This is a genomic window from Psychrobacter sp., from assembly GCF_018260395.1.
Lineage (GTDB): Bacteria > Pseudomonadota > Gammaproteobacteria > Pseudomonadales > Moraxellaceae > Psychrobacter.
Genome location: NZ_JAGLBC010000018.1, coordinates 1 through 26,934, shown reverse-complemented (window position 1 = coordinate 26,934; position 26,934 = coordinate 1). Strand labels below are relative to the sequence as shown.

General features: G+C 37.5%; 18 protein-coding genes. 14 read left to right on the top strand and 4 right to left on the bottom strand.

Annotated features, from left to right (window positions below; translation table 11 throughout):
• Positions 1–327: 327 nt before the first annotated feature.
• The 3 genes from aceE to QZ265_RS02855 all read left to right on the top strand — a co-directional run bounded on the left by aceE (position 328) and on the right by QZ265_RS02855 (position 6,317).
• The gene (gene aceE, locus QZ265_RS02865) at positions 328–3,153 is read left to right on the top strand and encodes a pyruvate dehydrogenase (acetyl-transferring), homodimeric type (protein ID WP_296403219.1); all 2,826 of its coding nucleotides are present in this window, start codon (positions 328–330) and stop codon (positions 3,151–3,153) included.
• 117 nt (positions 3,154–3,270) lie between these two features.
• Positions 3,271–5,055 carry a 2-oxo acid dehydrogenase subunit E2 gene (locus QZ265_RS02860; protein ID WP_296403218.1) on the top strand — a complete coding sequence of 595 codons (1,785 nt, stop codon included), beginning with the start codon at positions 3,271–3,273 and terminating at the stop codon, positions 5,053–5,055.
• 266 nt (positions 5,056–5,321) lie between these two features.
• Positions 5,322–6,317, top strand: a complete 996-nt coding sequence (locus tag QZ265_RS02855; RefSeq protein WP_296403216.1) for an ion transporter — start codon at positions 5,322–5,324, stop codon at positions 6,315–6,317.
• A 110-nt stretch (positions 6,318–6,427) separates the two neighbouring features.
• On the opposite strand, the gene QZ265_RS02850 is transcribed toward QZ265_RS02855, so the two are convergent.
• From QZ265_RS02850 to QZ265_RS02840, 3 genes are all read right to left on the bottom strand, one after another.
• A complete protein-coding gene (locus QZ265_RS02850) occupies positions 6,428–7,108 on the bottom strand; it encodes a TerD family protein (protein ID WP_296403214.1) in 681 nt (226 codons plus the stop codon).
• 180 nt (positions 7,109–7,288) lie between these two features.
• Entirely contained in the window at positions 7,289–8,359 is a 1,071-nt protein-coding gene (locus tag QZ265_RS02845) for a WYL domain-containing protein (protein WP_296403212.1), read from the bottom strand.
• Positions 8,360–8,579: 220 nt separating this feature from the next.
• Entirely contained in the window at positions 8,580–10,964 is a 2,385-nt protein-coding gene (locus QZ265_RS02840; RefSeq protein ID WP_296403210.1) for an AAA family ATPase, read from the bottom strand.
• A 176-nt stretch (positions 10,965–11,140) separates the two neighbouring features.
• On the opposite strand from QZ265_RS02840, the gene rsmG reads away from it, so the two are divergent.
• The 7 genes from rsmG (at position 11,141) to QZ265_RS02805 (ending at position 19,397) form a co-directional block, all read left to right on the top strand.
• The gene (rsmG, locus tag QZ265_RS02835; protein ID WP_296403207.1) at positions 11,141–11,818 is read left to right on the top strand and encodes a 16S rRNA (guanine(527)-N(7))-methyltransferase RsmG; all 678 of its coding nucleotides are present in this window, start codon (positions 11,141–11,143) and stop codon (positions 11,816–11,818) included.
• 86 nt (positions 11,819–11,904) lie between these two features.
• Positions 11,905–12,678: a ParA family protein gene (locus QZ265_RS02830; protein ID WP_296403205.1), complete on the top strand. Its 774-nt coding sequence runs from the start codon at positions 11,905–11,907 to the stop codon at positions 12,676–12,678.
• 181 nt (positions 12,679–12,859) lie between these two features.
• The gene (locus QZ265_RS02825; protein WP_296403204.1) at positions 12,860–13,936 is read left to right on the top strand and encodes a ParB/RepB/Spo0J family partition protein; all 1,077 of its coding nucleotides are present in this window, start codon (positions 12,860–12,862) and stop codon (positions 13,934–13,936) included.
• 227 nt (positions 13,937–14,163) lie between these two features.
• On the top strand, positions 14,164–15,999 hold the full coding sequence (gene msbA / locus QZ265_RS02820) for a lipid A export permease/ATP-binding protein MsbA (RefSeq protein WP_296403200.1): 1,836 nt from the start codon (positions 14,164–14,166) through the stop codon (positions 15,997–15,999).
• A 140-nt stretch (positions 16,000–16,139) separates the two neighbouring features.
• Entirely contained in the window at positions 16,140–17,273 is a 1,134-nt protein-coding gene (gene lpxK / locus QZ265_RS02815) for a tetraacyldisaccharide 4'-kinase (protein ID WP_296403199.1), read from the top strand.
• A gap of 51 nt (positions 17,274–17,324) precedes the next feature.
• Positions 17,325–18,176, top strand: a complete 852-nt coding sequence (gene kdsB / locus QZ265_RS02810; protein WP_296403197.1) for a 3-deoxy-manno-octulosonate cytidylyltransferase — start codon at positions 17,325–17,327, stop codon at positions 18,174–18,176.
• 78 nt (positions 18,177–18,254) lie between these two features.
• On the top strand, positions 18,255–19,397 hold the full coding sequence (locus QZ265_RS02805) for a DNA polymerase III subunit delta' (protein WP_296403195.1): 1,143 nt from the start codon (positions 18,255–18,257) through the stop codon (positions 19,395–19,397).
• Between the two features lie 119 nt (positions 19,398–19,516).
• Here QZ265_RS02805 and QZ265_RS02800 read toward each other — a convergent pair whose 3' ends face one another.
• Positions 19,517–21,355: an acetyl-CoA C-acetyltransferase gene (locus tag QZ265_RS02800; protein ID WP_296403193.1), complete on the bottom strand. Its 1,839-nt coding sequence runs from the start codon at positions 21,353–21,355 to the stop codon at positions 19,517–19,519.
• A gap of 632 nt (positions 21,356–21,987) precedes the next feature.
• Here QZ265_RS02800 and QZ265_RS02795 point away from each other — a divergent pair.
• The 4 genes from QZ265_RS02795 (at position 21,988) to QZ265_RS02780 (ending at position 26,605) form a co-directional block, all read left to right on the top strand.
• A complete protein-coding gene (locus tag QZ265_RS02795) occupies positions 21,988–23,388 on the top strand; it encodes a 3-oxoacyl-ACP reductase (RefSeq protein WP_296403191.1) in 1,401 nt (466 codons plus the stop codon).
• 204 nt (positions 23,389–23,592) lie between these two features.
• The gene (locus tag QZ265_RS02790) at positions 23,593–24,492 is read left to right on the top strand and encodes a MaoC/PaaZ C-terminal domain-containing protein (RefSeq protein ID WP_296403189.1); all 900 of its coding nucleotides are present in this window, start codon (positions 23,593–23,595) and stop codon (positions 24,490–24,492) included.
• A 101-nt stretch (positions 24,493–24,593) separates the two neighbouring features.
• The gene (locus QZ265_RS02785) at positions 24,594–25,127 is read left to right on the top strand and encodes a sulfur transferase domain-containing protein (RefSeq protein WP_296403187.1); all 534 of its coding nucleotides are present in this window, start codon (positions 24,594–24,596) and stop codon (positions 25,125–25,127) included.
• Positions 25,128–25,261: 134 nt separating this feature from the next.
• A complete protein-coding gene (locus tag QZ265_RS02780; RefSeq protein ID WP_296403186.1) occupies positions 25,262–26,605 on the top strand; it encodes a serine hydrolase domain-containing protein in 1,344 nt (447 codons plus the stop codon).
• Positions 26,606–26,934 lie beyond the last annotated feature (329 nt).

The window sequence follows — 26,934 nt, the reverse complement described above, 5'->3', positions numbered from 1 at the left end:
ATTTAAAATAATATTTATGGCAAAGCAACTTGAGACAACATACATAGGTTACTTATACATTAGTTGAATTCAATATATTTTAGGGCTCTAGGCAAGATAGTATTCTTTTTTTTATGAAAATATCGACTATTTATTAAATAAATACAGTTATAAAAGTCATTCATTTATAAGAATAGGTAAACTTGTTAAATATAGTTATACTCATTATAGATACAAGTGTTTACTCGAACAAATAGCATTTAACTTTAGAATTAGAAGTATTAGTTATTAAATTAATAATTTAATTCAATAATAAACATTGGAAATAAAAAAAACTTAGGGAAATTTATGAAATATTATAATGATGCCGATAATACTGAAACTCAAGAGTGGCTAGATGCCTTTGAATCTGTAATCAAGCATAGTGATAAAAATCGAGCTCAGTTCTTGCTAAAAGCATTGTTTAACATGGCCTCACAAGAAGGGTTACCTTTTAATCGTCTTGACACAGCCTACTTAAATACGATCCCTGTGGAGGACGAGCCTACTTATCCCGGTGATTTAGGCATTGAACGAAAGATTCGTGCTTTGGTCCGTTATAATGCATTAGCAATGGTTATGAGAGCCAATCAAAATGACGACGATCTTGGCGGACATTTAGCGACTTTTGCATCAAGTGCCACCTTATATGAGACAGGATTCAATCATTTCTTTCGAGCAGCCAGTGATCACTTTGGTGGGGACATGATTTATTATCAAGGACACTCTGCGCCTGGAATCTACGCCCGTTCTTTTTTAGAGGGCCGCTTAACCAAAGATCAATTAGAAAACTTTCGACGTGAAGTTGGGGGTAAAGGCTTATCAAGTTATCCTCACCCTTATCTGATGCCAGATTATTGGCAGTTCCCAACCGTGTCTATGGGACTAGGGCCAATCATGTCCATATATCATGCCCATGTTCACAACTATCTTATCAATCGTGGTCTATTAGAAGATGAAGGTCGTAAGATTTGGGCCTTCTTAGGTGATGGTGAGACAGATGAACCAGAAAGCTTAGGGGCTATTTCATTAGCAGGACGAGAAAAACTAGACAACTTAATCTGGGTAGTTAACTGTAACTTACAACGATTAGACGGTCCTGTTAGAGGTAATGGCAAGATTATTCAGGAATTAGAATCAATATTTCGGGGCGCAGGATGGCGAGTAATAAAAGTCATTTGGGGTGGTAAATGGGATACTCTATTAGATAAAGATCATTCAGGTGCGTTAAAAAGACGCATGGAAGAAACAGTTGATGGGGAATATCAGCTTTATGAAGCCCGTGATGGGGCATTTAGTCGTAAAGAATTCTTTGGTAAATATCCAGAGTTAGTTGAGATGGCAGATCAATTGACTGATGACGATATTGTTCATTTAAACCGCGGCGGTCATGATCCCATTAAGGTCTATGCAGCCTTTAGTGAAGCGATGAAAACCAAAGGTCAGCCAACGGTAGTATTGGTTAAGACAGTAAAAGGATATGGTCTGTCTACCCAAGCGCAGGCGGTGAACAGGAGTCACCAGATTAAGAAGCTCAATAAAGAAGGACTTGTATATTTCCGAGATCGTTTCGATTTGCCTTTTACTGATGAAGAATTAGAAAAACTTCCCTTTTATCGCCCCGACGAAAACACGCCAGAAATGAAATACTTACGGGGTCGTCGTGAGTCTTTAGGAGGACATCTACCCAACCGTCGTAGTGGACATATTCCGTTGAATATTCCAGAGCTGACAATATTTGATCGAATCTTAAAAGGCAGTGACGGTAAAGAACAATCAACTACTATGGTGTTTGTTCGACTTCTATCCGCTATGTTAAAAAATAAAGATATCCAAAGTCGAGTGGTACCTATTGTACCTGACGAAGCCCGTACTTTTGGTTTAGAAGGTTTGTTCCGTCAGTTAGGGATTTACTCATCAGCAGGTCAAAAATATACACCTGAAGACAGTGAAGCTTTAATGGGCTATAAAGAAGCCAAAGACGGACATATGCTTGAGGAAGGAATTAACGAAGCGGGTGCTATGAGTGCTTGGATTGCTTTGGCAACCAGTTATTCAGTAAACGCTTTACCCATGATTCCGTTGTACATCTATTATTCGATGTTTGGTTTTCAACGTGTGGGCGATTTGGCTTGGGCGGCTGGAGATTGTCAAGCTCAAGGATTTCTGCTAGGGGGTACTGCAGGACGAACCACTCTAAATGGTGAAGGTTTGCAACACCAAGATGGCCATTCACATATCTTATTTGGCACTGTACCTAATTGTATTAGCTATGATCCCTGTTATGGATATGAATTGGCGGTTATTATGCACGATGGGCTACGCCGTATGTACGCCAATGGTGAGCGGGTTTATTATTATATTACTTTAATGAACGAAAACTATGATCAACCTGCTATGCCAGAAGGAGTAGAGGAAGGTATTAAGCGAGGGATGTACTTGCTACATGATAATAGTCAACTACACGCGACCGCTCATGTTCAGTTATTAGGCTCAGGTACTATTTTAAGAGAAGTTGAAAAAGCGGCACAGATTTTATTTGAAGAGTTTAATGTTAGTGCCAACGTATGGAGCGTAACCAGCTTCAATGAGTTGACTCGTGAAGGTATGGCATGTGATGACTATAACCGCTTACACCCGATGGAAGAAGAAAAAGTGCCATGGATAACCGAGCAATTGGCCAAACATGATGGCGTGGTCATCGCAGCGACAGATTATATGCGTAATAATTCAGAACAGATTCGAGCCTGGTTACCAGACAATCGACCTTATTCCACCCTTGGTACAGATGGTTTTGGGCGTTCCGATAGCCGTGCTCAGTTACGTAACTTCTTTCGTGTAAATGCCGAACATATAGTTGTAGCTACCTTAAAACGCTTAGCTGATGAAGGTGAAGTTGAGATGCGCTTGGTTAAAGATGCGATCACTAGTTTAGGTATTGATGTGGATCAACCACCAGCTTGGCAGCCACAGCATCAATACGACCATTTCCCTGATGCCCCTGCACCAGATAAAATAAATCCAACTCCAGTACCAGAATTGGTAGAAGAAGATGATGATGAAATTAGTAGCGAAGGACGTGCTGAAGATCAAGCTGATGCTAGTCTATTAAATGATGAAGATGTTGAAGAATAAAAGCTGAATTTATTCAGATTAAAGGTGAAGTCTTCAAGTTTAGTCGTTTAGCTTTAGTCTACAAAATCAATACGACTCGTACTAATTATCTTATTATAAAAATTCTGGAGAACAGAAATGGAAATTAAAGCCCCCGATTTGGGCGTCGAAAGTGCCGAAGTAAGTGAGATTATGGTCTCTATAGGTGACAAAATTCAGGAAAATGACAATATTGTTTTGTTAGAATCAGATAAAGCCGCTGTCGAAGTGCCAAGTTCAAGCAGTGGTACGGTTACTAAAATTAATGTATCCGTTGGTGATACGGTGAGCGAAGGGTCTGTGCTCATTGAGATTGAAGCTGATTCCGATGATGCTTCAGATACTCAGTCAACTGTTACAGAAGTACAGACATCACAGAATGCAACCTCTGACTCTGATAACCAGCATGATATGGATAAAACCACTCAACATAAAATTAATACCACCGATCAGGATGATGATAACTCTAGTGGTAGCACTGTAGTTGGAGACGAAGCAGGTCAGTCAAAAACATATTCATTGCCCGATTTAGGGGTTGAAGTAGCTGAAGTGGCTGATATTATGGTTAGTGTGGGTGATAGCGTAGAAGCTAATCAGTCTATATTGCTTATTGAGTCTGATAAAGCTTCAGTTGAAGTACCTTCACCCGTGTCAGGAACAGTGGAAGAAATATTAATCAGTGCTGGCGATAAGGTGACCAATGGTCAAGACTTTATCGTTATTAATATCGCTTCAGATGATAGCCATGCAGAAACAGAGGTTAAAAAAGATCATAACGCTAAAAATACGCAACAGGACAACAAGGATGTGAATTTAGCACCTGCAAGTTCAGTTGAAAGTAAACATAAACAAGTAGCAAATGCATCAAAGTCTAGAAATCCTCAGCTCCAATCTAATTTTAAGTCAAAGCCGTCCATAACCCAAGATCACAAGCTCAGTGAGCAACAAATTAATGCTAAATTAAGTGATGTCTATGCTGGTCCTGCGGTACGCAAATTAGCACGACAGTTAGGTGTGGATATTACTCAGATTAGCGGCACAGCGCTAAATGATCGTATTGTGAAAGAAGATATTTTTGATTATGTTAAAGGGCTTATGCAGTCTAATGACGCTAATACTGTAGCACAAAATACTGTACCCTCAGGTTTGCCGAATTTGCCAGATATGAGTAACCTTGATATATGGGGCGAGATTGAAACACAAGATTTAAGTCGCCTACAAAAAGTATCTATCCCGCAGCTCAACTACAATACCTATTTGCCACAGGTCACTCAGTTTGATTTATCTGATATTACTGATACTGAGAGCTTACGTGCTACCTTAAAAGGGGAGTTCAAAGCACAAGGTATTGGATTGACTATTTTAGCTTTCATTGTCAAAGCGACAGCGTATGCCTTATTGCAATACCCTAGGTTTAATAGCCATTTGAGTGATGATAATACTAAGATTTACCTTAGAAAAACTGTGAATATGGGTATTGCAGTAGCCACAGATGATGGTCTAATAGTACCCGTTATTAAAGATGCGCAAACCAAAGGGATTAAGCAACTTGCAATAGAGATTGGCGAGTTAGCAGCTAAGGCTCGAGATAAGAAGCTAGGCACCAAAGAGTTACAGGGAGCTAGTTTCACTATATCAAGTCAAGGCAATTTGGGTGGAACTTACTTCACACCGCTTGTAAACTGGCCTCAAGTCAGTATATTGGGTGTATCAGAAGCATCAATGCAGCCTCGTTGGAATGCAGAAAAACAAGTTTTTGATCCCCGTTTGATGCTACCCTTATCATTATCATATGACCACAGAGTAATTAATGGGGCAGACGCTGCAGTGTTCACTCGTTATATAGCTAAGTTACTGGCAGATCCTAGACGTATATTGCTTTAAGTACAATTAATAATTTTAACCATATATCATCGACTTATATTATAGATATAACTTTTAATCTTAACAGCTGAATCTAAGTCTTCGATTGGAAAATACCAGTCGAAGATTTTTTTGTTTTGTATAAGGAGGTAATTTTATTGCTATTGCTCGATTGTACTCTATAATATTTATAGCATAAGATGTTTCAGAGTAGTCTATATACTTCCAACTAAAAGCGCTAAGGCATAGGTGTCAACCCTTATTAATACTAACAAATTAAGCAAAATATGATAAAGAATCAATTATATCAACAACTTCGAAGTCAAGTTTATGACATTATCGAAAATGAGGCCTACCAAACTAAGTTTAGTAAGTCCTTTGATAAATTCTTGATAGTATTGATCTTATTAAATGTTTCTGCAGTTATTGCTGAGTCAGTCGATGTTTGGTATTTTCCAAATAAGCATCTTTTTGATGCTTTTGAGCAGTTTTCGATTGTTATTTTCAGCGGTGAGTATCTACTAAGATTATGGGCGATAGTTGAAAAAGATAAAGATAAACATCCTGAACTACCGAATTGGAAAAGGCGTTTACAATGGTTAAAAAGCCCTGGTGCTATTATTGACTTTATCTCAATTGCACCAGCTTTCCTAAATTATTTTGTCACCGTTGACTTGCGCTTCTTACGAGTTTTAAGGCTATTTAGATTATTGAAGTTGACCAGATATTTTGCGGCGATGCGCATTTTATTAATTGTATTACATAAAGAAAAAGAATCTTTTAAAGCCGTTATTTTTATTTTAATAATTCTGATTGTCACAGCTTCAAGCGGCATTTATGTGGTAGAAAATCAAGCACAGCCTGAGGTCTTTGAGTCAATACCTAAATCAATGTGGTGGGCAGTGGTTACTTTAACCACAGTAGGTTATGGTGATGTCATTCCTGTAACCAATGCGGGCAAGTTTCTTGGTGCCGTAATTACCATATTAGGAGTAGGTTTGGCTGCTCTGCCAGCAGGTATATTGGCCTCAGGTTTGGCCTCAGAGCTTGAGCAACGCCGTGAAATACTAGAACAAAAATTCCGTGAAATGCTGTTAGATAATGATGATATGCACCTAATAAAAGATAGTTATAAGATTGATAAAGTTAGGCGTGAACTTGGATTAAATAAAGAGCAAGCTGACGAGGTAATTTTGCAGCTGTTACGTGAAAAAGAGTACGAACATAGACTGGCTGAGATAGATAAAAAGAATTATTGTCCGCATTGCGGTGAGCATCTATAAATTTAATAATTCAAGAAATTTGCTAATTCGATTCATAAAAAAGTAAATTCATAACTAACTTTTACTAACTAAAAAAAGAGCCAATAGACTCTTTTTTATTAAGTTTAAAGCTAAGCATAAACTCTTGATAATTCACTTTGAATTTGATCGATCATGGTTGTCATTTTATGATTCGATAAACTAAGATCATGTTGGGTATAGCGCCATTCCCCCAATTCACGGCTAAATATTGCTACGCATATTGCAGCGCTGTCATTAGAAAGCAATGTTAAGTCAGAACTATAAATTTGATTACCCTCATCATCACTTATATATAGGTTGCCGCGCTCAACTTGACGTATAGGATAGCCGTTATAACAAGAAATTATTAGTGCTAAATGTGATACTGTTGCTGGTAAACGCTCTAGTCTTAGCTCAATAGTTTCAACATCAACACTTTTATTTAATTCAGCGAGTGCACCTCGGTCTTTGCCATTTAAGCTATCCCCTTGATGACGAATGGCTTCAGAGCTGTCGCGAAGTTGCTTGAACCAAACTTTGTCAACCACCTTTAATTTTTCATCAAATATAAGACAAGATAAATCCAGATCTAAAGTTAATTTATTCTTCTTTAAACGGTTGATTAATCCTTTTTTTATCACCTCAGTATATTTGAAATTTAAGCCAAATAAAAAAGTGTTACCTTGGATAGGTAGTTCACTTAATAGATGTGAAGTTGGCAGGGCATTTAAAGCTTCTACAGATGTTCCTGATTTCAAAGACTGGGAAGGGCTATGGGTCGCAGTGGCCACAAAAAACTCCTAAGGGATACAATAGTTAGTTTGAATGATTAAGCCTAATGGATTAAATAATAAACAGTATGAATAATTTTAATAATAGCAGCTTCTAATAAGGTCGGATTATAGCACTTAAGCATTTTAAGTTGCGCTCTATGTTAAAGTTAAACCTGTATTAATTACTCAAACCACGCTTTATTCATTTGGACCTTCTTGCTTGACGGCAGTGGCTAGAATATCAGGTTCAATTGAGATAAGCATTTTACCAAAACCGCGTAACCACCAGACCAGTTGTGAGGTTAAATTGACCGTAGCTGTGATAGTCTGAGTGTTATTTTCATCATCATCAATTACAACCTGATCTTGACTCAAGCGGCTTTCAGTAAGACTGGTACCCGCTTTGCCATTAAAGACTAGCTTAATTTTGATGTCCTTACCACGATTGGGTAAATCTTTAAACAAATAATGGGCGAAACCCATTCCTCCAGAGTCCAAATAAGAGCTTAATTCAAAATTCTTAGGAATAACAGCTTTGGACTCTTCTACTGTAACTTTAGTAAATCGATGTAGGGCAAAGGTGCGAATGATTTGATTCTCATCACCAACCTTAGTGGCCAATAAGTATATCACCACACCACGTTGTACGATAGCAATAGGATTAAGCGTGTATTTACCTGCCGTGTCCTTATTGCGACGGGTATAGCAGGCAGTAATCTGATGCTCAAAAAATATTGCCTGATATATTGAGTCTTTACACTCACGACGAATTTCTGGCGCAATCAAAGGCTGAGTTGCCGGCTCAATGCGGACTCTATCTAACCAGTTATGGGCTATTTTACTATTTTTTAACTGACGTCTGGCCAAATCAAACCAAGGAAATAGCTCATCTAATATAGTAGGAGGTAATAATTGAGCCAAATTCGCCTCAACCATATTAAAAGCAACAGCTTGTGATAGATTCATGTGAGGCAAACTTTGCACTGGTGCATCTTCTTTCCACCGCCATCCTTGAGGGTTGGCATTATTTTTCTCGATAGGAAAGCGTTTTGACAGTGCATTTAAATCTCGCTGAATTGTTCGTAAACTTACCTCAAAATTAGCCAAGCTTAATTGTTCATGCAAATGATGAGTGCCTCGCCAGCTACCTCGCTCGAGTAAATTTAGAAGCTCCCACTGACGTGCAGTGGTTGCGGTGCTATTATTGCTGGAAGGTGCACTGGTCTTTAAAGCACGCTTGGTCTTAGTCGCATCCTTACTTTTGGTCATATCAGTCATCATTTTATTGATTATAAGATTGATTTTGTATTTATTAATTTTTTATTTATAAATAAAGCACAGCTAAAAAATAGCATAATTTTAATGTCTATACGATAGTTTTGTGACTTTTAACATTTTACTTTTAACTTTTAAATTCGATATTGGCACATTCCTATTACTTCATTCAAATTTTTGTTTTTATTTAATTGATTTAATTTATTTGACCTATCTACGAATTTGTCTTATTTGGCTTACCCTCGTTCTCAGCACTTTCAGCTGCCTCTTCTGGGGGATTTAATTGCTCTTCCCATTTTTCAAGGTTTTTAATAATTTTGCCAAATAAGCTAGCTTTAAGATATCGACCTTTTTTATTCTTAGTATCAACTGGCATATCAGCCAATATGGTTAAAGCCTCACTTAAGCTTTTAACGCCGTAAATATGGAACTTATTTGCTTTAACTGCATCGATAATATCATCACGTAACATAAGCTGCGAAATATTAGCATAAGGTAAAATAACGCCTTGTGTGCCAGTTAATCCTTGATGTAAGCAAGCATCGAAAAAGCCAGCTACTTTAGCGTTAATACCGCCTACGGCTTGAACTCTACCCAATTGATTCATTGAACCTGTAATACCGAGCGCTTGAGAGATAGGGATTTCAGCCAGTGCTGATAGTAAGGCACATGCCTCTGCTAAGGTCGCACTGTCGCCATCAATATGAGCATAACTCTGCTCAAAGGCCAATGAAGCTGTAAAATTTAATGGTTGATAAGGGCTAAAAAGAGCACGTAGGTAACTGTTCATAATAAGCATACCTTTGGCATGTAGACTACCACCTAGCTCCACATCTCTTTCGATATCTAAGATATCTCCTGAGCCAACACTATGTTGTACCACAGCCGTTAATAGAGCTGGCATGCCAAATTCACTGTCGGCATAATCAATAATAGTCAAAGCATTTATCTGACCCACGGCACTGCCTGTGGTATTAATTAGCTGTTGACCATCAGTAATTTCTTGTAGATAAAGCTCTTTTAGATAACTTGAACGATAGTTAATGTCTGACAAGGTTTTTTTGACATGGTTAGTGCTAACTACTTGAGCTTTATCAATAGTAGCCAAACGATTTGCCTCAAGCATCACTTGAATTAGGCTATCGCTATGCAGACTAAGTTTATTTTGGTCTTCAGACATCAAACTCAAAAATTCTAAGATAGTGGCTTGAGCGGTATTGTCAAAATGCTTTAGATTATACTTCGCAATGATATTAGCCATTTTAGCAACCATTTCGTTCTCATTATCAACTGAACGAATGATTTCTTCATGAAAGTCGGCTCGTATTTTAAATAAAGATAAAAACTCAACATCATGTTCGGCATAATGGTCGTATAAATCGGACTCGCCCAATAAAATAATTTTATTCTCTAAAGGAATGGGCTCGGGAGTCAATAAATTGTCACCTAGTAGGTCATTCTCACTGGCTTCAATCGGCCTAAGTTGCGCCGTTCTCAAAGCAAGCTTTAAACCCTGCCAAGTCGCAGGATACTCACTAATATGAGAAGCTTCTATTATCAAAAACCCTGCATTGGCAGTGTGAAGCGCGCCAGGTTTGATCATCATATGGTTACTAACAGTAGAGCCGGCTTGTAAGGTTTTATGAATTTTACCTAAAATATTACTCGGAGATGGATTAGGTTCAAAGATTATGGGGGCGCCATCAGGTGTTCTATGTTCAGATTGCTTTAAATCATAATCCGATGGCAACTTAGTATGTGTTGTGCTTAAAATATTAATATTATATCGATCAGGTATGGATTGATTATAAGCTGGCACAAAACGTTCATCTTTAGCATCAAGAATATGAATTAAGTTATCTACAATATCTTGTTGCCATAAGCGTAAATAGCCCAATAATTTGTCATTGTTCTTATAGATTGTTGATAATTTATCCACCATTGGGGTAATAACTTGAGTAATTGTGTTTTTTATTTCATTAGATAAATTGTTGTCATGGTCTAAGTCAGCCACAGTTTGAGATAACTTATGCCATATATTTGCCAATTCTAAGGCAAGTTTTGGGGCAGTTCCTGGTTTAAGAGCAATAGCAAGCGGAGAGTTGGGCTGCTTAAAATTAAAAGTGTAAATCCAGTCTTTTAAAGGGGCTTGCTTATGGCCTTGGGTGGTAAGATATTGGGTGATAAAGGTTCGTTTACCTAAGCCATTAGCACCTACTGCAAATACATTGTAACCACCCGCATTAATATCGCAAGCGGTACTTAGTGCTGAGATTGAACGCTTTTGACCAAAGCCATAGTTTAACCGATTGGCTATTTTGGTGGAGGCAGGCAGCACTTTTGGATCACTGTGCTTTTTTAATTTAACAGGATCAACTTTGCAGTTTTGTTTTAGTTCGACAACTGTTTTAATAGCTAATGCTTCTCTTTGCTGCTTATTTAAAGTTTTTTTAATTTGAGAAGGGCTGTTGAGTTTTTTTGGAATTGCATTAACATACGACTCCTTAATATTATTGCTAGATTCAACGCTTGTTGGATGATTGCCATGAATTTTATTAGTTTTGTTTTTAGGAGTCGTAGCTTTGCTAGAAGATGACATAATGGGCTCAGATCAATAAGGAATTTAAGAATAAAAATTATATCGAGTATATCTCAGGATAGACCTGGGATAACATCTAAAAAAATTAGTAACGTGTTATAATGCCACGCTAACCGCTTTGGCCTAAGATAAACCCAGAACTTGACTGTATTATAGTACAGTATGGTAGCGATAAAATGATGAACAGCCCTAAATTTCAAGTTATATCTAGTCAATTTCAGGAACTAGATAAACTTTTGTTAGACGCCATTAATAAGTTAAAAATAGAAATTAATGATGATCAGCGCTTAACCCTTATGCTGTACTTAGACAAGCTATTATTCTGGAACAAAGCTTATAATCTCACTGCAATTAAACAGCCAAAAGAAGCGCTTATTAAACATATCATTGACTGCTTAGCCATAATACCGCACTTAAAATCTGGTAAGCTTTTAGATATCGGAACAGGGGCAGGCTTGCCTGGTGTAATTATTGCAATATGTGACCCACAGCGTGAAGTGACAGTGCTTGATAGTAATCAGAAAAAGATTCGTTTTATTCGTCAGTCTATTTCAGAGCTTAAGGTTACTAACGTTCATCCAGTGGCCAGTCGTATTGAAAACTTCATGCTTGATGAACACGATAAATTTGATGTGGTTACTTCAAGAGCGTTTGCTAGTCTAACTGACTTTGTTGAAGCGGCAGAACCATGCTTAGCAAAAGGCGGTTGGCTACAGTCTATGAAAGGGTTAATTCCTGATACAGATGACATTAATGCCTTGATAAACGAGTGGCAAATAGATCATATTGCTTTGGATGTGCCATATCTAGCTGAAACCAGACACTTAACAGAGTTGGTCAAGATAAATGGTTAGGCAATCTATAAACCATGACATCATTTAATTGATATTATAGTAATAATATAAACCAACTTGCTTTATAGAGCTAAAAGAGTAACCCTATGGAAATTCTAGCAATAGCGAATCAAAAAGGTGGTGTAGGTAAAACTACAACTGCAGTCAACTTGGCCGCAAGTCTCGCCGGTCGACGTAAAAAAGTATTGCTTATTGATTTGGATCCTCAAGGTAACGCCACATCAGGTACAGGACTTGAGAAGCGTTCTTTGGAATTATCCATAGCTGATGTATTGTTAGATGGCGTTGATATAAATGAAGCTATCAATCAAAGTCCTGCTGGATTTGACGTGATTGGTGCCAATCGTGATTTATCAGGTATAGATATTACGTTGATGGGTAAAAGCGACAGTCACTTATTATTAAGTAATGCCATGAAAAATATGAGCGATTACGATTATGTTATTATCGACTGTGCGCCTAGTCTTAACCTACTAACGATTAATGCCATGGTTGCGACTCAAGGCGTTATAATCCCTATGCAATGTGAATATTACGCCTTAGAAGGATTGGCTGATTTATCGGAGACTATCGATAGACTTAAAGAATTAAATCCTGATTTACACATACGCGGCGTTTTAAGAACCCTGTTTGACGCTCGTAATACTTTGGCAATGGATGTGTCCGATGAGCTTGAATCTCATTTTGGTGACTTAATGTTTAAGACCATTATTCCTAGAAATGTGCGTTTGGCAGAAGCTCCTGCACATGGGATGCCAGTATTAGATTATGAAAAAAGCTCGAAAGGGGCTCAGGCTTATCGCAAACTGGCCACAGAAATAATCAAACAAAGCCGTCAACTGTCATTTAAACTGGATTAGTTTTATTGCACTTCTTATTGAGCTAGCAAGCAGCTAACAATTTATTAGATTGAAGCTTTTTTTAAACAAGCTATGGTATTTTATTATATTGTAGATTTGAATATATTGATTGTGAAGGCTAATTTGCTGACACTAAAAACACTTAATAGATCAGATAAGTAGGGTGTAGAGGATAACCAACATGGCAAAAAAGCGTGGACTAGCTGCAAACCGAGGGTTAGATGCTCTACTCGGGTCTATCAAAAAAGAAAAAGCCATTACAGCTGCCGCTTTACGTGACGACTTACAAGTTGAACGCGAGTCTAACGAAACGCCTGAACCAAATGTGCCTGAAATTGAACAACCCACTACCGTTAATAAAGTAGAATCAAGAAAAAAGCCACCAGCAAATAAAGCTGATAGTAAGATAGACAATAACGTCTCTAAACCGAGTAATGAAGTCTCTGAAGATGAGATGACTTTGGTTCAAATGGATGTCGAACGTCTACAGGCAGGTAAATACCAGCCAAGACGTGATATGAGTGAAACTGCATTAGCCGAATTGGCCTCATCAATTAGCCAACACGGGGTGATGCAACCTATCGTTATTCGCCCTTTATTGGCAAATGAAGAGAAGCTAGCAGACAATATTACTCATGAAATTATAGCTGGTGAACGTCGCTGGCGTGCCGCAAAAATGGCGGGTCAAAATACTATTCCCGCCATTGAGCGTGCCTTATCAGATGAATTGGCGATTGCGCTTGCATTAATTGAAAATATTCAGCGTGAAGATTTATCTGTCATTGAACAAGCAGCAGCATTACAGCGCTTTCATACCGAATTTGGTATGAGTCATGCGATGATTGCAGATGTAGTGGGTAAGGCAAGAACGACAGTTTCTAATCTGCTGCGCTTAAATCATTTGCATGAAGAGGTTAAAACTCACTTAAGCGAGGGTCATCTTGATATGGGGCATGCTCGTGCCTTATTATCATTATCCTCTGAGCAGCAGCCCATTATAGCTGAGAAGATAATCGAAGCGTCGATGACGGTGCGTGATGCTGAGAAGTTGGTTAAGTCCATCTTAAATCCTGAAAAAATAACCAATTCCTCCGAAAAAAATACGGATAAAGAAATAGAAAAACTCAATCAACAGCTTTCTGACTACCTTGGTGCAACCGTTAAATTGAAGCAAAAGAAAGGTGGTAAAGGCAGTATGGAGATTTTTTTTCACAGTCATGAAGAGCTTCAAGCTTTATTAAAACACTTTAAATCATAAGCTAACATGATGGACATGTCTTAAAGCGCTTAAGATTTTATTGTATAAGTTTAATAAAAGGTTGGCAGAAAAAGTGGATGTAACAATTAGTCTTATAAAAAAGTATTTTATAATCTAACCTCTTTTAATCTAATAATACTATTTCTTAAAAGTGCTTTTATTCATCTACAGATATCAAAAATTTTTCTATAGTTAGTAATAAATTAATGTAACAAATAAGGCATATGATGACTAATTCATCTCCTAACGATGCATCGTCAACTTCTTCTACAGGTCTCAAAGATCTGGAACCAAGCTTAATAAAGCCAATTTCTAAGTCATCTAAATCTAGTACCAAAACATATATAAGGTTAATGCAATATATTAAACCTTATTGGTGGGCTATAGTATTGACAATGATAGGTTTTGCCATCAATTCCGCTACAGAAGTGGGTATTGCCAAACTTATTCAGTATATTACGGATGCTATAAATAATGGTACCCAGTCTAAACTTAATCTTTTTCCTTTTTTAATCATTCTTCTGTTTTTTATTCGAGGGGTAGGATCTTTTTTAGGTAACTATTTTTCTGCTTTAATTTCAAGAAATCTTGTTTACGAGCTTCGCGTTGAAGTATTCGATAAGCTTTTACGCTTACCCAACGCATTTTTCTTAGCGAATCCATCAGGTACCATTTCATCAAAACTAATCTTTGACGTTGAGCAGGTTACCGCAGCCAGTACAGACTCCTTAAAAACCTTAGTACGTGATGGTATGACGGTTGTGTCCTTAATGGGCTATTTATTGTATGCCAATTGGCGATTGACACTAATACTATTTTTGGTGTTACCACCAATATTATGGTTAATCCAAAAGGCCTCAAAACGTTACTTGAACCTTTCAAAAGGTATTCAAAAATCTATGGGTGATGTTAGTCACATTACCAATGAAGTTATAGGTGGTTATCAAGTAGTAAAAAATTATGGTGGACAGACATACGAGAAGATGCGTTTTGAAAAGGCTTCATCTGAAAACTTGAAACAGGGTATGAAAATTGTCGTCACCAGTAGTATTAATACCCCTGCAGTTCAGTTATTAATGGCTTTATCATTTTCAGTAGTGGTTTGGTTGGCGTTAAGACCTGAAGTGATTGCTAATACCACAGCCGGCGAGTTTATCGCTTATTTGACAGCCGCAGGTTTATTGAGTAAGCCGGTCAGAAGTTTGACAGATATCAATGAGAAATTACAAAAAGGTATTGCTGCTGGTGAGTCTATATTTGCGTTATTAGATGAGTCTGAAGAAGAGGACAGTGGTGAACATATTCAACGTGCCAAAGGTAATATCGTATTTGACAATGTGTCCATGCATTACCCAGATGGCACCAAAGCTTTAGATAACTTTACTTTGGAAATTAAAGCTGGCCAGACGGTAGCGATTGTTGGTAAAAGTGGCGCTGGTAAAACCACTTTGGTTAATTTATTAACCCGTACTTTGGAGCCGAGTAATGGCAATATATTAATTGATGGTATGGCTATCGAATCTGTTTCATTAAGTTCTCTACGCGCTCAAATTGGTATGGTTAATCAGCAAGTCGTGCTATTTAATGACAGTGTTCGTCATAATATTGCCTATGGTGATTTGGCGACTCGAACTGAAGAGCAAGTGGTAGCGGCCGCTAAGTCTGCTTTTGCCCATGACTTTATTATGGCATTACCTCAAGCATATGACAGCTCTATTGGTGCAGAAGGTTTGCAGTTATCTGGAGGGCAGCGGCAAAGATTGTCTATAGCTCGTGCTTTATTAAAAGATGCGCCAATATTGATATTGGATGAAGCTACCAGTGCCCTTGATAATGAATCTGAGTACTATATTCAAAAAGCTTTAGAAAATGTCATGAAGGATCGCACTACCTTGGTTATTGCGCACCGATTAACGACCATTGAATCAGCTGATAAAATTGTTGTGATGGAGAAAGGTAGAATTATTGAAACAGGAAGTCACGATGAATTGATGGCGCTAGCGGGTCGTTATGCCCATATGTATGATAGAGATTTTGCTGACACTCAATTTGAAGCCAAATAATTCGTTAAATAAATAAAGAGTGATTTCTCAAAGCATATCAAGCTAGGAGCTTTAAAATAAATGGGTACTCGCTTAGTAAACTGTTTTAAATAAATAAATAGCCTAAGCAAAAATTAAAGCTATTCTTGAGTGCGATACTTATGAAACAGATTGATCAGACTTCAACATCAACCAACAAAAAAAATTCTAACAATTTTAATTTAGAGCTAGCTATTGTGAAAGCTTGGCAAAAACAGGCAGGCTGGCTTTGGTTGTTATGGCCGTTTAGTTTTCTGTATGGGATAATCAACGGAATAAGAAGTAAGCTGTTTCGACAAGGTATTCTATCAAGTTATCGTGCTCCTGTAGCAGTAATGGTGGTTGGTAATATTACCGTAGGCGGCAGTGGTAAAACGCCATTGATAATAGAGCTAGTTCGTTATTTAAAAAATAAAGGTATAAAAGTCGGTGTTATCAGTAGAGGTTATGGTGGTGATGAATCGTTAATGCCACAAATCGTTACGGTAAACAGTAAACCGCAAGAAGTGGGTGATGAACCTTGTTTAATAATACGCGAAACAGGGGCAGTGGTTGCGGTATGCCCCAATCGTCAACAAGCAATAGAAACCCTATTAAATCAACACTCAGATATCCAATTAATTATTGCTGATGATGGTCTACAGCACTATAAGTTACAACGTGATATAGAATGGGTAGTAGTAGACAGTGCTAGGGGATTTGGCAATAAACAGCTGTTACCCACAGGATTTTTAAGAGAGCCTATTAGCCGATTAAAAGACAGTACGGTAATCTATCATGAGCCTTATGATAAATCGAAAACTGCATTAAAAGTGGATAATAACAAGCTAACTATGCACTTACAAGCAGAGGCGTTACAGCCGCTTATTGCAAAAAAGTTGAGTGTCATCTCAACAAATACTGAAACAAATACTGAAACAAATACCGCGACAAATTTGGCAACAAAATCCGTTTACGCCATAAGTGGCATTGGTTATCCTCAGCGCTTCTTTAATACTTTAAAAGATTTGGGATATGAAGTAGAGGGCATTGCTAAACCTGATCATCATCAGTTTAATGCAGAAGACCTAATGTATTTGACAGATAAGCCAATTGTTATCACCTCAAAAGATGCAGTTAAAATTGCCCCTCTAGTGAGTAATAACCCAAAATTGCAAAACTTGTCTATTTGGGTATTGCCAGTTAAAGCAGTGTTGAGCGACAACGCCTATCATACCTTAACTAAACAGCTTAGCTCATTAGGCATTGTCCTGTAGCAAGTATTAGCCAGTTCAAGAATTCATATTCTATTAATCAAGAGAAGTCAGATGAGCTTAACAAAAAAAAAGACCTCAGATCCCAAAGTTCATATTGTTATCCCTGCTCGTTTTAAAAGCACTCGTTTGCCTGGAAAACCTTTATTATTGATTCATGGTAAGCCAATGATCTTATGGGTGGCAGAAAAAGCCAGTCAAGCAACTTTTGCTGATGACCTATGCATTGCAACTGATGATGACAAAATTGCAGCAGTTTGTCGAGATGCGGGTTATGATGTAGTTATGACTGATTCAAGTCACGCTTCAGGAACGGATAGACTGAGTGAAGTTGCGAAAATTAAAGGTTGGGATGAACATGATATTGTCGTTAATATGCAAGGGGATGAGCCCTTAGTTCCCCCAATATTATTACAGCAGGTCAAAGAGTTATTAGTTAATAAACCAGACTGCGTGATGTCTACCCTCTATGAGCCTATATTAGACTATGCAGAGTTTATGCGTCCATCTGTGGTCAAGGTAGTAACTGATAGCTTGCATAATGCTTTATATTTTAGCCGTGCGCCAATTCCATGCGATAGAAACCATGCTTTGGCCATGGCACAAAATAATAGTAAAGCTGATGAAAAGCGTATTGAAGGTAATAATATAATACCTCAGCTTGATGTACCTACTAATGCATATAGGCATTTAGGTATTTATGCTTACCGCGTTAAACTGCTACAAAGTTTTGTGCAATGGTCACCTGGGGTATTAGAAAATTTAGAGAGTCTAGAGCAATTAAGAGTGCTTGAGAATGGAGAAAAAATTGCAATAGCTAAGGCCAGTGTTCAGCTTCCTTCGGGCGTGGACATGCAGCAGGATTTAGACCGATTAAACGCTCTTTCTATCAGCGAGTTGCAATAGATATCGAGATTGATGTAGCAGCTTCTTATCAATGCCAATATGGCAGACATCTAGGTTCAAAGGGAATTATAATTAATTATGAAACAGCCACAAAGCTCGGAGCAAAGTATATATTTTGAGCCATTGTTGCCGTGGCAGCAGTCGGTGTGGGACAACTTAACCTCTCGCTATGATAGGCTGCCTCATGGATTGTTGTTTGCAGGTATGCAGGGTATAGGTAAAAGGGGTTTTGTATGGCGTTTTGTCGCTTGGCTGCTCTGTGATAATAGAGAACAAGTTATAGCCAATAGTACTCATGGAGCATGTGGATATTGTCAAAGTTGCCAATGGTTACAAGCAGGTACTCACCCTGATTTACAAGTATTGCCCAATTCAAGTCTGCCTACTATTGATCAAGAAGAACTGAAAACATCTGCTAAAAAAAGCAAAGGTAGTAAAAGCTCCCAAAAAAACACCAATAAATTACCCTTAGAACCCGCTAAAACTTCTATAAAAGTAGATGATATCCGCGCACTCCAACCTTTTATGAGTCAAGGAAGTAGTGGTAGAAGGGTTTGCGTCATAGACAACGCTGACATGATGACAGTGGCAGCCGCCAATGCTTTATTAAAGACATTAGAAGAGCCTCGTGATGGGATTCATTTATTGTTAGTGACTGATTGGCCTACTAAGCTATTACCAACGATTAGAAGTCGGGTGCAACAAGTGGCTATAAATCATATTCAGTTAGATAAAGTGGCCGGATATTTGACTGAATATGTTATGCATAATAAGTCAATTGAGTTTGAGAATGAAAGCCAACTGTCTGAGCAAATAAAACAAGCTTTAAAACTCGCTAATGGTGCACCGTTAGCTGCATTAGATATGTTAAGTAGTGAATGGTACAGTTTACGTGATACTTGGATTAAAGTGTGGTTAGCAATTAGGGTAGGCAAACGTAGTAGCATTGCTGCTAGTGACTATTGGCAAAAAAACTTGTCACTTGATGCCTTTATAAAATTATCAGAGATTATGTTAATGGACTTTAGTCGTCAAAGCTTAGGTTTAAAGCCTTTACAGTTGGATTTGAAATTAGAAGAATATGCTTCAATTCATGAACTTACTTTAGATAGTATTCAACAGGTTATGACAGTCATCGAGGATCTCAAGTTAGCTCGTTATCAGAATGTTCAAGATAAGATGGCTTATGATAGATTATTATCAGAGTTAGCAACGTTATAGTTAAGTTAAAATATAACCTAGTAATTTAAAGGACTAAAACACAAAAAGAGTCCAAATTTGGACTCTTTTTAATGCCAGTTAATTAACCTTTAATTAAGGTAACAACAGACTTATGATAACTATTTTTCAAGAATACAAGTAACGCCTTGACCGCCTGCAGCGCAGATTGAAATTAGCGCACGGCCTGACCCTTTTTGATCCAGAAGTTTAGCAGCAGTGGCTAAAATACGACCACCCGTTGCAGCAAATGGATGACCTGCAGCCAATGATGAACCATTAACGTTTAACTTGCTACGATCAATAGACCCTAATGCTTTATCAAGACCTAGACGCTCTTGACAGAAAGTCTCATCTTCCCAAGCAGCTAGAGTAGCTAGTACTTGAGAAGCAAAAGCTTCATGAATTTCATAAAAATCGAAGTCTTGAAGGGTTAGACCTGCACGCTCAAGCATACGTGGTACTGCATAAGCTGGCGCCATCAATAGGCCTTCTTTAGGGCCAGTTTTACCGATGAAGTCTACCGCAGCCGTTTCTTGATGTACGATGTAAGCTAAAGGTTTTAGACCATGAGCTTCAGCCCATTCATCCGTACCTAATAGAACGCATGAAGCACCATCGGTCAAAGGCGTTGAGTTAGCAGCAGTCATCGTTGGATTGGCATTTAGCTTACCAAATACTGGCTTTAAACTCGCCAATTTTTCAAGCGAAGAATCAGGACGTAAATTATTATCTCGAGTTAAACCTTTGTATGGTGTGATTAAATCGTCAAAGAAGCCTTCTTCGTAAGCTCGAGCTAAATTATGGTGACTTTTAACCGCTAACTCATCTTGTGCTTCACGAGTGATATTCCACTCTAATGCAGTAATTGCCTGATGCTCACCCATAGATAGACCAGTACGTGGCTCACCGTTTTGAGGTGAATCGATAATCTCTTTAGGGTTAATGTTAAGTAAGGCAGACAGGCGTTGTTTATTGGTTTTTGCAGCGCCAAGTTTAATCAATGCTTTACGCAGACCATCACCTACAGCGATTGGTGCATCTGAAGTAGTATCAACACCACCAGCAATAGCAGAATCAATAATCCCTAATGCGATTTTATTACTTGCAGCGAAAGTGGCTTGAAGACCTGTACCACAAGCTTGTGAAATATCATAAGCTGGCGTTTGAGGATCAAGAGCAGTGTTTAAAGCAGATTCACGAGTTAGGTTTAAGTCGCGGCTTAACTTTAGAACAGCACCTGCTACAACTTCACCTACACGCTCACCTTGAAGTTCATAACGCTCAATCAAGCCATTTAGAGCAGCACTTAACATATCTATATTACTAGCATCCGCATAAGGACCGTTTGAACGTGCAAATGGGATGCGATTGCCACCTAAAATAGCAACACGGCGTGGAAGGTTAGTAGTAGTTGAAGCATTAGACATTGATGTTTCCTCATTGTGGGTTTGATCTTCATTAGGCTCTTCAGATTTAGATAGCTCAGATTTAGATTGCTCAGTTTCAGAATCCTTTGTTTCAGAATCTTCACTATTAGGCAATTCAGCTGTTAATTCTTTATTATCATCGTTTTTAACTGGTTGATCTTCTTCAGTTTCGTCAGGATTTTTATAGGTTGCTTTATCCTCAGAGGCCTCAATTTTTTTCTCAGAAGCTTCAGTTTGGCTGGTTTTTGATTCAGACTCTTCTTCTTCAGCTTCTTTTGCAGCTCTAGCTTCTTCTATAATCTTTTGCTTTGCGGCTTGATCTTTTTTAATCACTTCATCTTCTTCAGATTTAGGTGATGAAACCACTACACTTTGAAGTTTAGTAAAATCTACTGCAGAATCTGCGTTTTCGCCATGATTTGTGTTTTCCGCGTTATCAACTAATAAGGGCTCACCAGCTTTACTTACTAAAGTTGAAGTAACTGGCGAATTAGCTTCAGTTGGTTTGTTCTTAGCATTTGAATTGCTCATTTAATATCCTTATCTATTGAAAGTTAAGATAAGCCGTTGTATTTAAAGTTCATAGACTTATTTTAAGAAGGCTTGGTGTTAAAAATTGAAATTTGAAATAGTTGTTTAAACTAATTATCTAAACTATTTCTATAAATTAGTCATTTATAAATAGTGATTTAAAATATAGATCAACATATAGCATACTATTTAATTGTAAATTTTTTGAATTACATTGTGGGATAGTTTGTAACTTTAAAATTATAGTTATTTTACTATCATATAGTTAATAGTATTGTGATGATAAATAATTGTATAAAATAGATGCCAAAAATTTATTTAAGGTTAAAGTAATCAAGAAAGGCATTTTAACATTGTTACTAATACAAATTAGAAGATGTTAGTCTATAATAATATAATGTTATCATTAGCGCCTCTACTCATAACATTAGGTTTGATTTTATCACATTGTCAATAATTGGCAATCTTATATATTTATAGGATGTCTTTATATTAGATTATTCTTTTATAAAAAAATTTTATTTACATGAGTGAAGGGTAGTGTAGTATTGATGTTATATCTAATCGATCACAGTTTAATGTTTTTACAGTTAAATAAGTAGAACCAATCAATAATATTATTAGGAGTATTTATGTCAGATCGCTATGGGGAATTTGTACAATCATCATTAGGAAAAAAAGTAGCTAAAAGCCTAGGATTACCTTTACCTATTAAATTAGATCGTTTTGAAGCGGGTGAAAAAGTAGTTCGTGGAAGTGTTTTATTCGGCTCAGCATCTGGTGATGATAGCAGTATTAGTGACGCAGTAGCTAATGTTCTTAACAACTTACACGCTGAAGTATATGTTTCAGATGAAGATGCGCATAAAGAAGCATTATCTGGTGCAGGTATTGAGGCTAAAGGTAGTAAAGATCATGCTGAAAAGTATAAAGTACTTATCTTTGACGCAAGCAACATCAGCTATGCTCCAGACTTAAAAGAAATGTATGATTTCTTCCACCCTGTAGCGCGTCAAGTCGAAAAATCAGGTCGTGTTATTGTTATTGGTCGTCCACCAGAAGAGTGTGAGTCCATTGGTCAAACTTTGGCCCAAAGATCGCTTGAAGGTTTTGTGAAATCTGTAGGTAAAGAATTTAAAAATGGTATTACCTCTCAGCTCATTTATGTGAGTAAAGGCGCTGAATCAAATATTGACTCAACTCTACGCTTCTTTATCTCTGCTCGTTCTGCCTATGTTTCAGGCCAAGTAGTTCGTGTTGGCAAAGGCAATGCTCAAGATGTTGATTGGTCTAAGCCATTCGCAGGTAAAACCGTATTGGTTACTGGCGCAAGCCGAGGTATTGGTGAATCAATGGCTCGTGTATTCGCGCGTGACGGCGCTCACGTCATATGTCTTGACATTCCGCCACAACAAGCTGATTTACAAAAAGTTGCTGGTGAAATTGGTGGCTCAACCTTAGCATTAGATATCACAGCTAAAGATGCTGGTGAGAAAATCGCAGAAGCTGCTGCAAAACGTAATGGGTTAGATGCCATTATTCACAATGCTGGAGTGACTCGTGATAAGACTCTAGCAAAAATGGATGATAAGCAGTGGAGCATGGTAATTGATATTAACTTGCAAAGTATCGCTGCAATCAATGATTATTTGTTCGAAAATAATGCTTTAAATGAAAATGCGCGTATTGTTTGTGTGTCATCGATTTCAGGTATTGCGGGTAACTTAGGTCAGACCAACTATGCAACGTCTAAAGCAGGTGTTATTGGCTTGGTTCAAGCGACCGCTAAGAAATTAAAAGAAGAAGATAAAGGCATTACGATTAATGCTGTTGCACCAGGCTTTATTGAAACACAAATGACTGCTGCTATTCCGGTTGCCATTCGTGAAGCAGGTCGCCGCATGAACTCTATGAGTCAAGGCGGGTTACCAGTCGATGTAGCAGAAACAGCCGCTTGGTTGGCAACGCCTGCATCTGGTGGCGTTAATGGTAATATAGTACGTGTATGTGGTCAAAGTTTATTAGGCGCTTAATATACTTAATGTCGCCAAATAGGTCATGCATAATGCTTGATAATTGATTGTTGATGTCAACGACCAAAATCATAGCAATTTAAATATATGCAATAATAAATAGGGCCATCATCGTGATGGCCTTTTTTATAATTAGCTAGTCTATGACCATTATTTTAGCCTATCGCAAGTTAATTATTGTCGCACTTATAAAAGGGATCAATTATGAGAACTCGTGAATTAAAAAGTTTGCCTGAAGCTAGACAAACCTATCCAAAAATAATTAAGTCATTAATACCCGTTATCGGTTCTAACAAAAAAGTTAAGAAAAATGTCTTACCTCAGGCCACTTATGTAGTAAATGACCTGAAAATTAACATGAATAACCTACAAGACTACCGCCGTATTTGTGGTTTTGCTGATAATGGTCAGATTCCGCCTACTTATTTTGCTGTACTATCTCAATCTTTGCAGATGAATATGATGGTAGATGAAGCGTTCCCATTTGCGATGTTGGGTTTGGTCCATGTGGCTAATTCAGTCACTCAGCACCGCCGTATTGCAGACTCTGAAGTGGTATCACTGCGAGTAAGCTTTGCTAATTTAAGAGACCATGATAAAGGTAAGCAGTTTGATTTTGTGACTGAAGTCTATAGTGGTGAAGAACTAGTTTGGGAAGGAACTTCAACTTATCTGTCTCGTCAAAAAACAAAGAATAGTGGTAATAAAGACAATAAGCCAAAGACTGTCAATCAAAAACCCGAAGCGGGCAAAGATGACTTACATAGCATTTTTGCTGTACCAGAAGATATTGGTCGTCGCTATGCCCTAATTTCAGGCGATTTTAACCTCATTCATATACATCCTATTACGGCTAAAGCACTGGGCTTTCCAAAAGCGATTGCCCATGGCATGTGGTCAAAAGCCAAATGTTTAAGCCTAATGGATCTACCAGAGGCTTATACCGTAGATGTTGCCTTTAAATTGCCCATTTTTCTACCTTCAGAAGTAGAGTTAATTGGAGATAATTTAGACAAGTTGAATAAGACTACCTCAGTTGACTTTGATCTGTACAGTGCTAAAGATAATAAGCCACACCTAGCAGGCACTATCAAAAAGCTGTAAGCATTAAGTGATATACTATTAATTAATCATTTAATATTGAATAAAATTCAGCTAAAGCATATTGTTTTGGCTGAATTTATTATGTTTATAAGGAAGCTAAAATGTCAAGTGATGAATCAAGTATAGTCGACAAAGCATCAGATAATGTAAAAAATGTAAAGACTCATGAACAATCGGCAGACTCATTAAAGGATTTGTTATCAGAAGTATTGGTGAATGCTAAGTTTCCAGATGCCAATACTGTAGTTTCAGGTAAGCTATCGGCAGACCATATTGATAAAATAGCAAAAGCTGGTATTGAGCATATCATCAATTTACAACCTGAATCTGAATTAAGTTTTGATGAAAAGGCTGCAGTAGAAGAGGCAGGCATTCATTATACTCATTTGCCAATTGCTGGAGCCGAAGATTTAAAGCAAATCAATCTTTTAGAATTTGACAAAGTTCTACGTGCCAATCATGGTAAAAAGACCCTCATTCATTGTGGTTCGGGTAACCGAGTGGGCGCTTGTATAGCATTGAGGGCAGGATGGCTACGGGGTCGAAAAATGGAAACTGCAATTGAGCGTGGTAAAGAGCATGGTTTAAGCAGTCTTGAGGAAGAAGTACGTATGCGTTTATTAGTACCTCGATAGTTTATGTAAATTGTTTAGTTCAGATTTAAGTTTAAAACACTCATTCATAATACGTACAAACTATTAACGGTTTTATGCTAATAGTGAGAAGTTAGCGGTTCAGTGTTTATATTAATTAGCCTCAGGGTTGTTTTATGGGAAATCTACAAACTCAATTAGCCCAACTTATGCAAAAATTACAACTTGATGATGCTCCAGCAGGAGGATCGTTAGTGGTTTATCATAAAGGGGAGCTGATTGCTGAGGCCAATGTTGGCTATGCTGTGCCTAATATGCTCTGGGATAAAAATACTTTATCGCTGAATTTTTCGACAGGAAAAGGAGTATTGGTTACTTTGATTCACGTATTAGTGTCTCAAAATTATCTGAACTATGAGCTGCCGATAGCTGATTATTGGCCTGAATTTGCAGAAAATGGAAAACATGATATTACTTTGCGTCAAGTTCTTACTCATCAGGCAGGCTTGTTTAATATTCAATCTGTGACTGACACTGCTGACGATATGTTAGATTGGGATAAGATGTTAGTTAATGTAGCCAATATGAGCCCGCAAACTACAGCTAATGAATATGCGACTAGCGCCTATAGTGCCTTAGTTTCAGGTTGGGTGCTAGGTGGATTAATTGAGAAGGTTATGGGCGAGCCATTAAATCAAGTCATCGATAAGTATTTGGCAGAACCGTTGGGTGTGGTTGGTAGCTTATTTTTTGGGGTACCAAGAGATAAGATTGCTAAGGTAGCGACGCTTTCTAAGAATTTTGAAAATTTTGAGAAGTTTATTGGATTGGATATTGATTTACAGTCAGACTTATCTCCTAAACAAAGAAGTAGCAAACCTATACTTCGTTCTGATAGCGAGAAAACGCTAAGTTTTTATAGAAGTCTATCCCCTTATCCATTTTGGCAAAGTATGTATCAACAACAACATACTGCTAAATCAACTTTAAATACATTAGATATTGCTAATTTATATTTCGATATGAGTCATGTTCAAATACAAGACTTCAAGTATGCTTTGGTGCCGGCAGGTCGATCAGGTTTTAATTATTATAAACCTGATGCTTTAATGGCTAAAATTCCGGCTGCCAATAATGTGGCATCAGCTCAAGCTTTAGCCAAAATGTATGCCCTGTTGGCTAATGGTGGTAAGTGGCATGACAAACAGATTATTTCAAAAGAGGTGTTTGAGCAGCTATCAAAGATAAATGTAGAGGGTAGTGATGCAATTATGCCTGCTTCTAATCCGAACAGTATGCAGTGGCGTCTTGGCTATCATAGAGTGTTTAGTCTTAGCCAAAAAAATGACAACTTAAAGACTGCTTTTGGGCACATGGGTTATAATGGCTCAATGGCTTGGTGTGATACTAAGCGAGAGCTTGCCGTGGCCTTTGTGCATAACTTTGATGTAACAATGAGCACTGATATACGACAATTTGCTATCACTGAAACTATTTTGGATTGGTTCGATCAACAGTAGTTCAAGGTGTTAATGCTTATAAAATAATTTTTATTATTGTTAACCCGAATCTCAACTCTTTTTACTTAACCCTTGATTTTAAAGGACTTGATATTTTTAGTTGTAAGGTCTTACCTTTTTAAGCCTTTAATTATCAATAACTTATAAAGAGTTGAGAGTGGAGTATTGTTAATAAAAAAACATTTATTTAATAAGCATTAAATATGTTGGCTACTAAACTTACGTCTTTTTAGTAGTGGTAAGTTTCATCAAATATGGTGAAGATATACCATGCAAAAATATTGAAGCAAGAACCACAATTGAACTAATTATCCATAATTCTTTAGATT

What these genes read in the sequence shown, in the direction of transcription:
- aceE (WP_296403219.1), top strand. Translation starts at nt 328, where the DNA reads ATGAAATATTATAATGATGCCGATAATACTGAAACTCAAGAGTGGCTA.
- QZ265_RS02860 (WP_296403218.1), top strand. Translation starts at nt 3,271, where the DNA reads ATGGAAATTAAAGCCCCCGATTTGGGCGTCGAAAGTGCCGAAGTAAGT.
- QZ265_RS02855 (WP_296403216.1), top strand. Translation starts at nt 5,322, where the DNA reads ATGATAAAGAATCAATTATATCAACAACTTCGAAGTCAAGTTTATGAC.
- QZ265_RS02845 (WP_296403212.1), bottom strand. Translation starts at nt 8,359, where the DNA reads ATGACCAAAAGTAAGGATGCGACTAAGACCAAGCGTGCTTTAAAGACC.
- QZ265_RS02840 (WP_296403210.1), bottom strand. Translation starts at nt 10,964, where the DNA reads ATGTCATCTTCTAGCAAAGCTACGACTCCTAAAAACAAAACTAATAAA.
- rsmG (WP_296403207.1), top strand. Translation starts at nt 11,141, where the DNA reads ATGATGAACAGCCCTAAATTTCAAGTTATATCTAGTCAATTTCAGGAA.
- QZ265_RS02830 (WP_296403205.1), top strand. Translation starts at nt 11,905, where the DNA reads ATGGAAATTCTAGCAATAGCGAATCAAAAAGGTGGTGTAGGTAAAACT.
- QZ265_RS02825 (WP_296403204.1), top strand. Translation starts at nt 12,860, where the DNA reads ATGGCAAAAAAGCGTGGACTAGCTGCAAACCGAGGGTTAGATGCTCTA.
- msbA (WP_296403200.1), top strand. Translation starts at nt 14,164, where the DNA reads ATGACTAATTCATCTCCTAACGATGCATCGTCAACTTCTTCTACAGGT.
- lpxK (WP_296403199.1), top strand. Translation starts at nt 16,140, where the DNA reads ATGAAACAGATTGATCAGACTTCAACATCAACCAACAAAAAAAATTCT.
- kdsB (WP_296403197.1), top strand. Translation starts at nt 17,325, where the DNA reads ATGAGCTTAACAAAAAAAAAGACCTCAGATCCCAAAGTTCATATTGTT.
- QZ265_RS02805 (WP_296403195.1), top strand. Translation starts at nt 18,255, where the DNA reads ATGAAACAGCCACAAAGCTCGGAGCAAAGTATATATTTTGAGCCATTG.
- QZ265_RS02800 (WP_296403193.1), bottom strand. Translation starts at nt 21,355, where the DNA reads ATGAGCAATTCAAATGCTAAGAACAAACCAACTGAAGCTAATTCGCCA.
- QZ265_RS02795 (WP_296403191.1), top strand. Translation starts at nt 21,988, where the DNA reads ATGTCAGATCGCTATGGGGAATTTGTACAATCATCATTAGGAAAAAAA.
- QZ265_RS02790 (WP_296403189.1), top strand. Translation starts at nt 23,593, where the DNA reads ATGAGAACTCGTGAATTAAAAAGTTTGCCTGAAGCTAGACAAACCTAT.
- QZ265_RS02785 (WP_296403187.1), top strand. Translation starts at nt 24,594, where the DNA reads ATGTCAAGTGATGAATCAAGTATAGTCGACAAAGCATCAGATAATGTA.
- QZ265_RS02780 (WP_296403186.1), top strand. Translation starts at nt 25,262, where the DNA reads ATGGGAAATCTACAAACTCAATTAGCCCAACTTATGCAAAAATTACAA.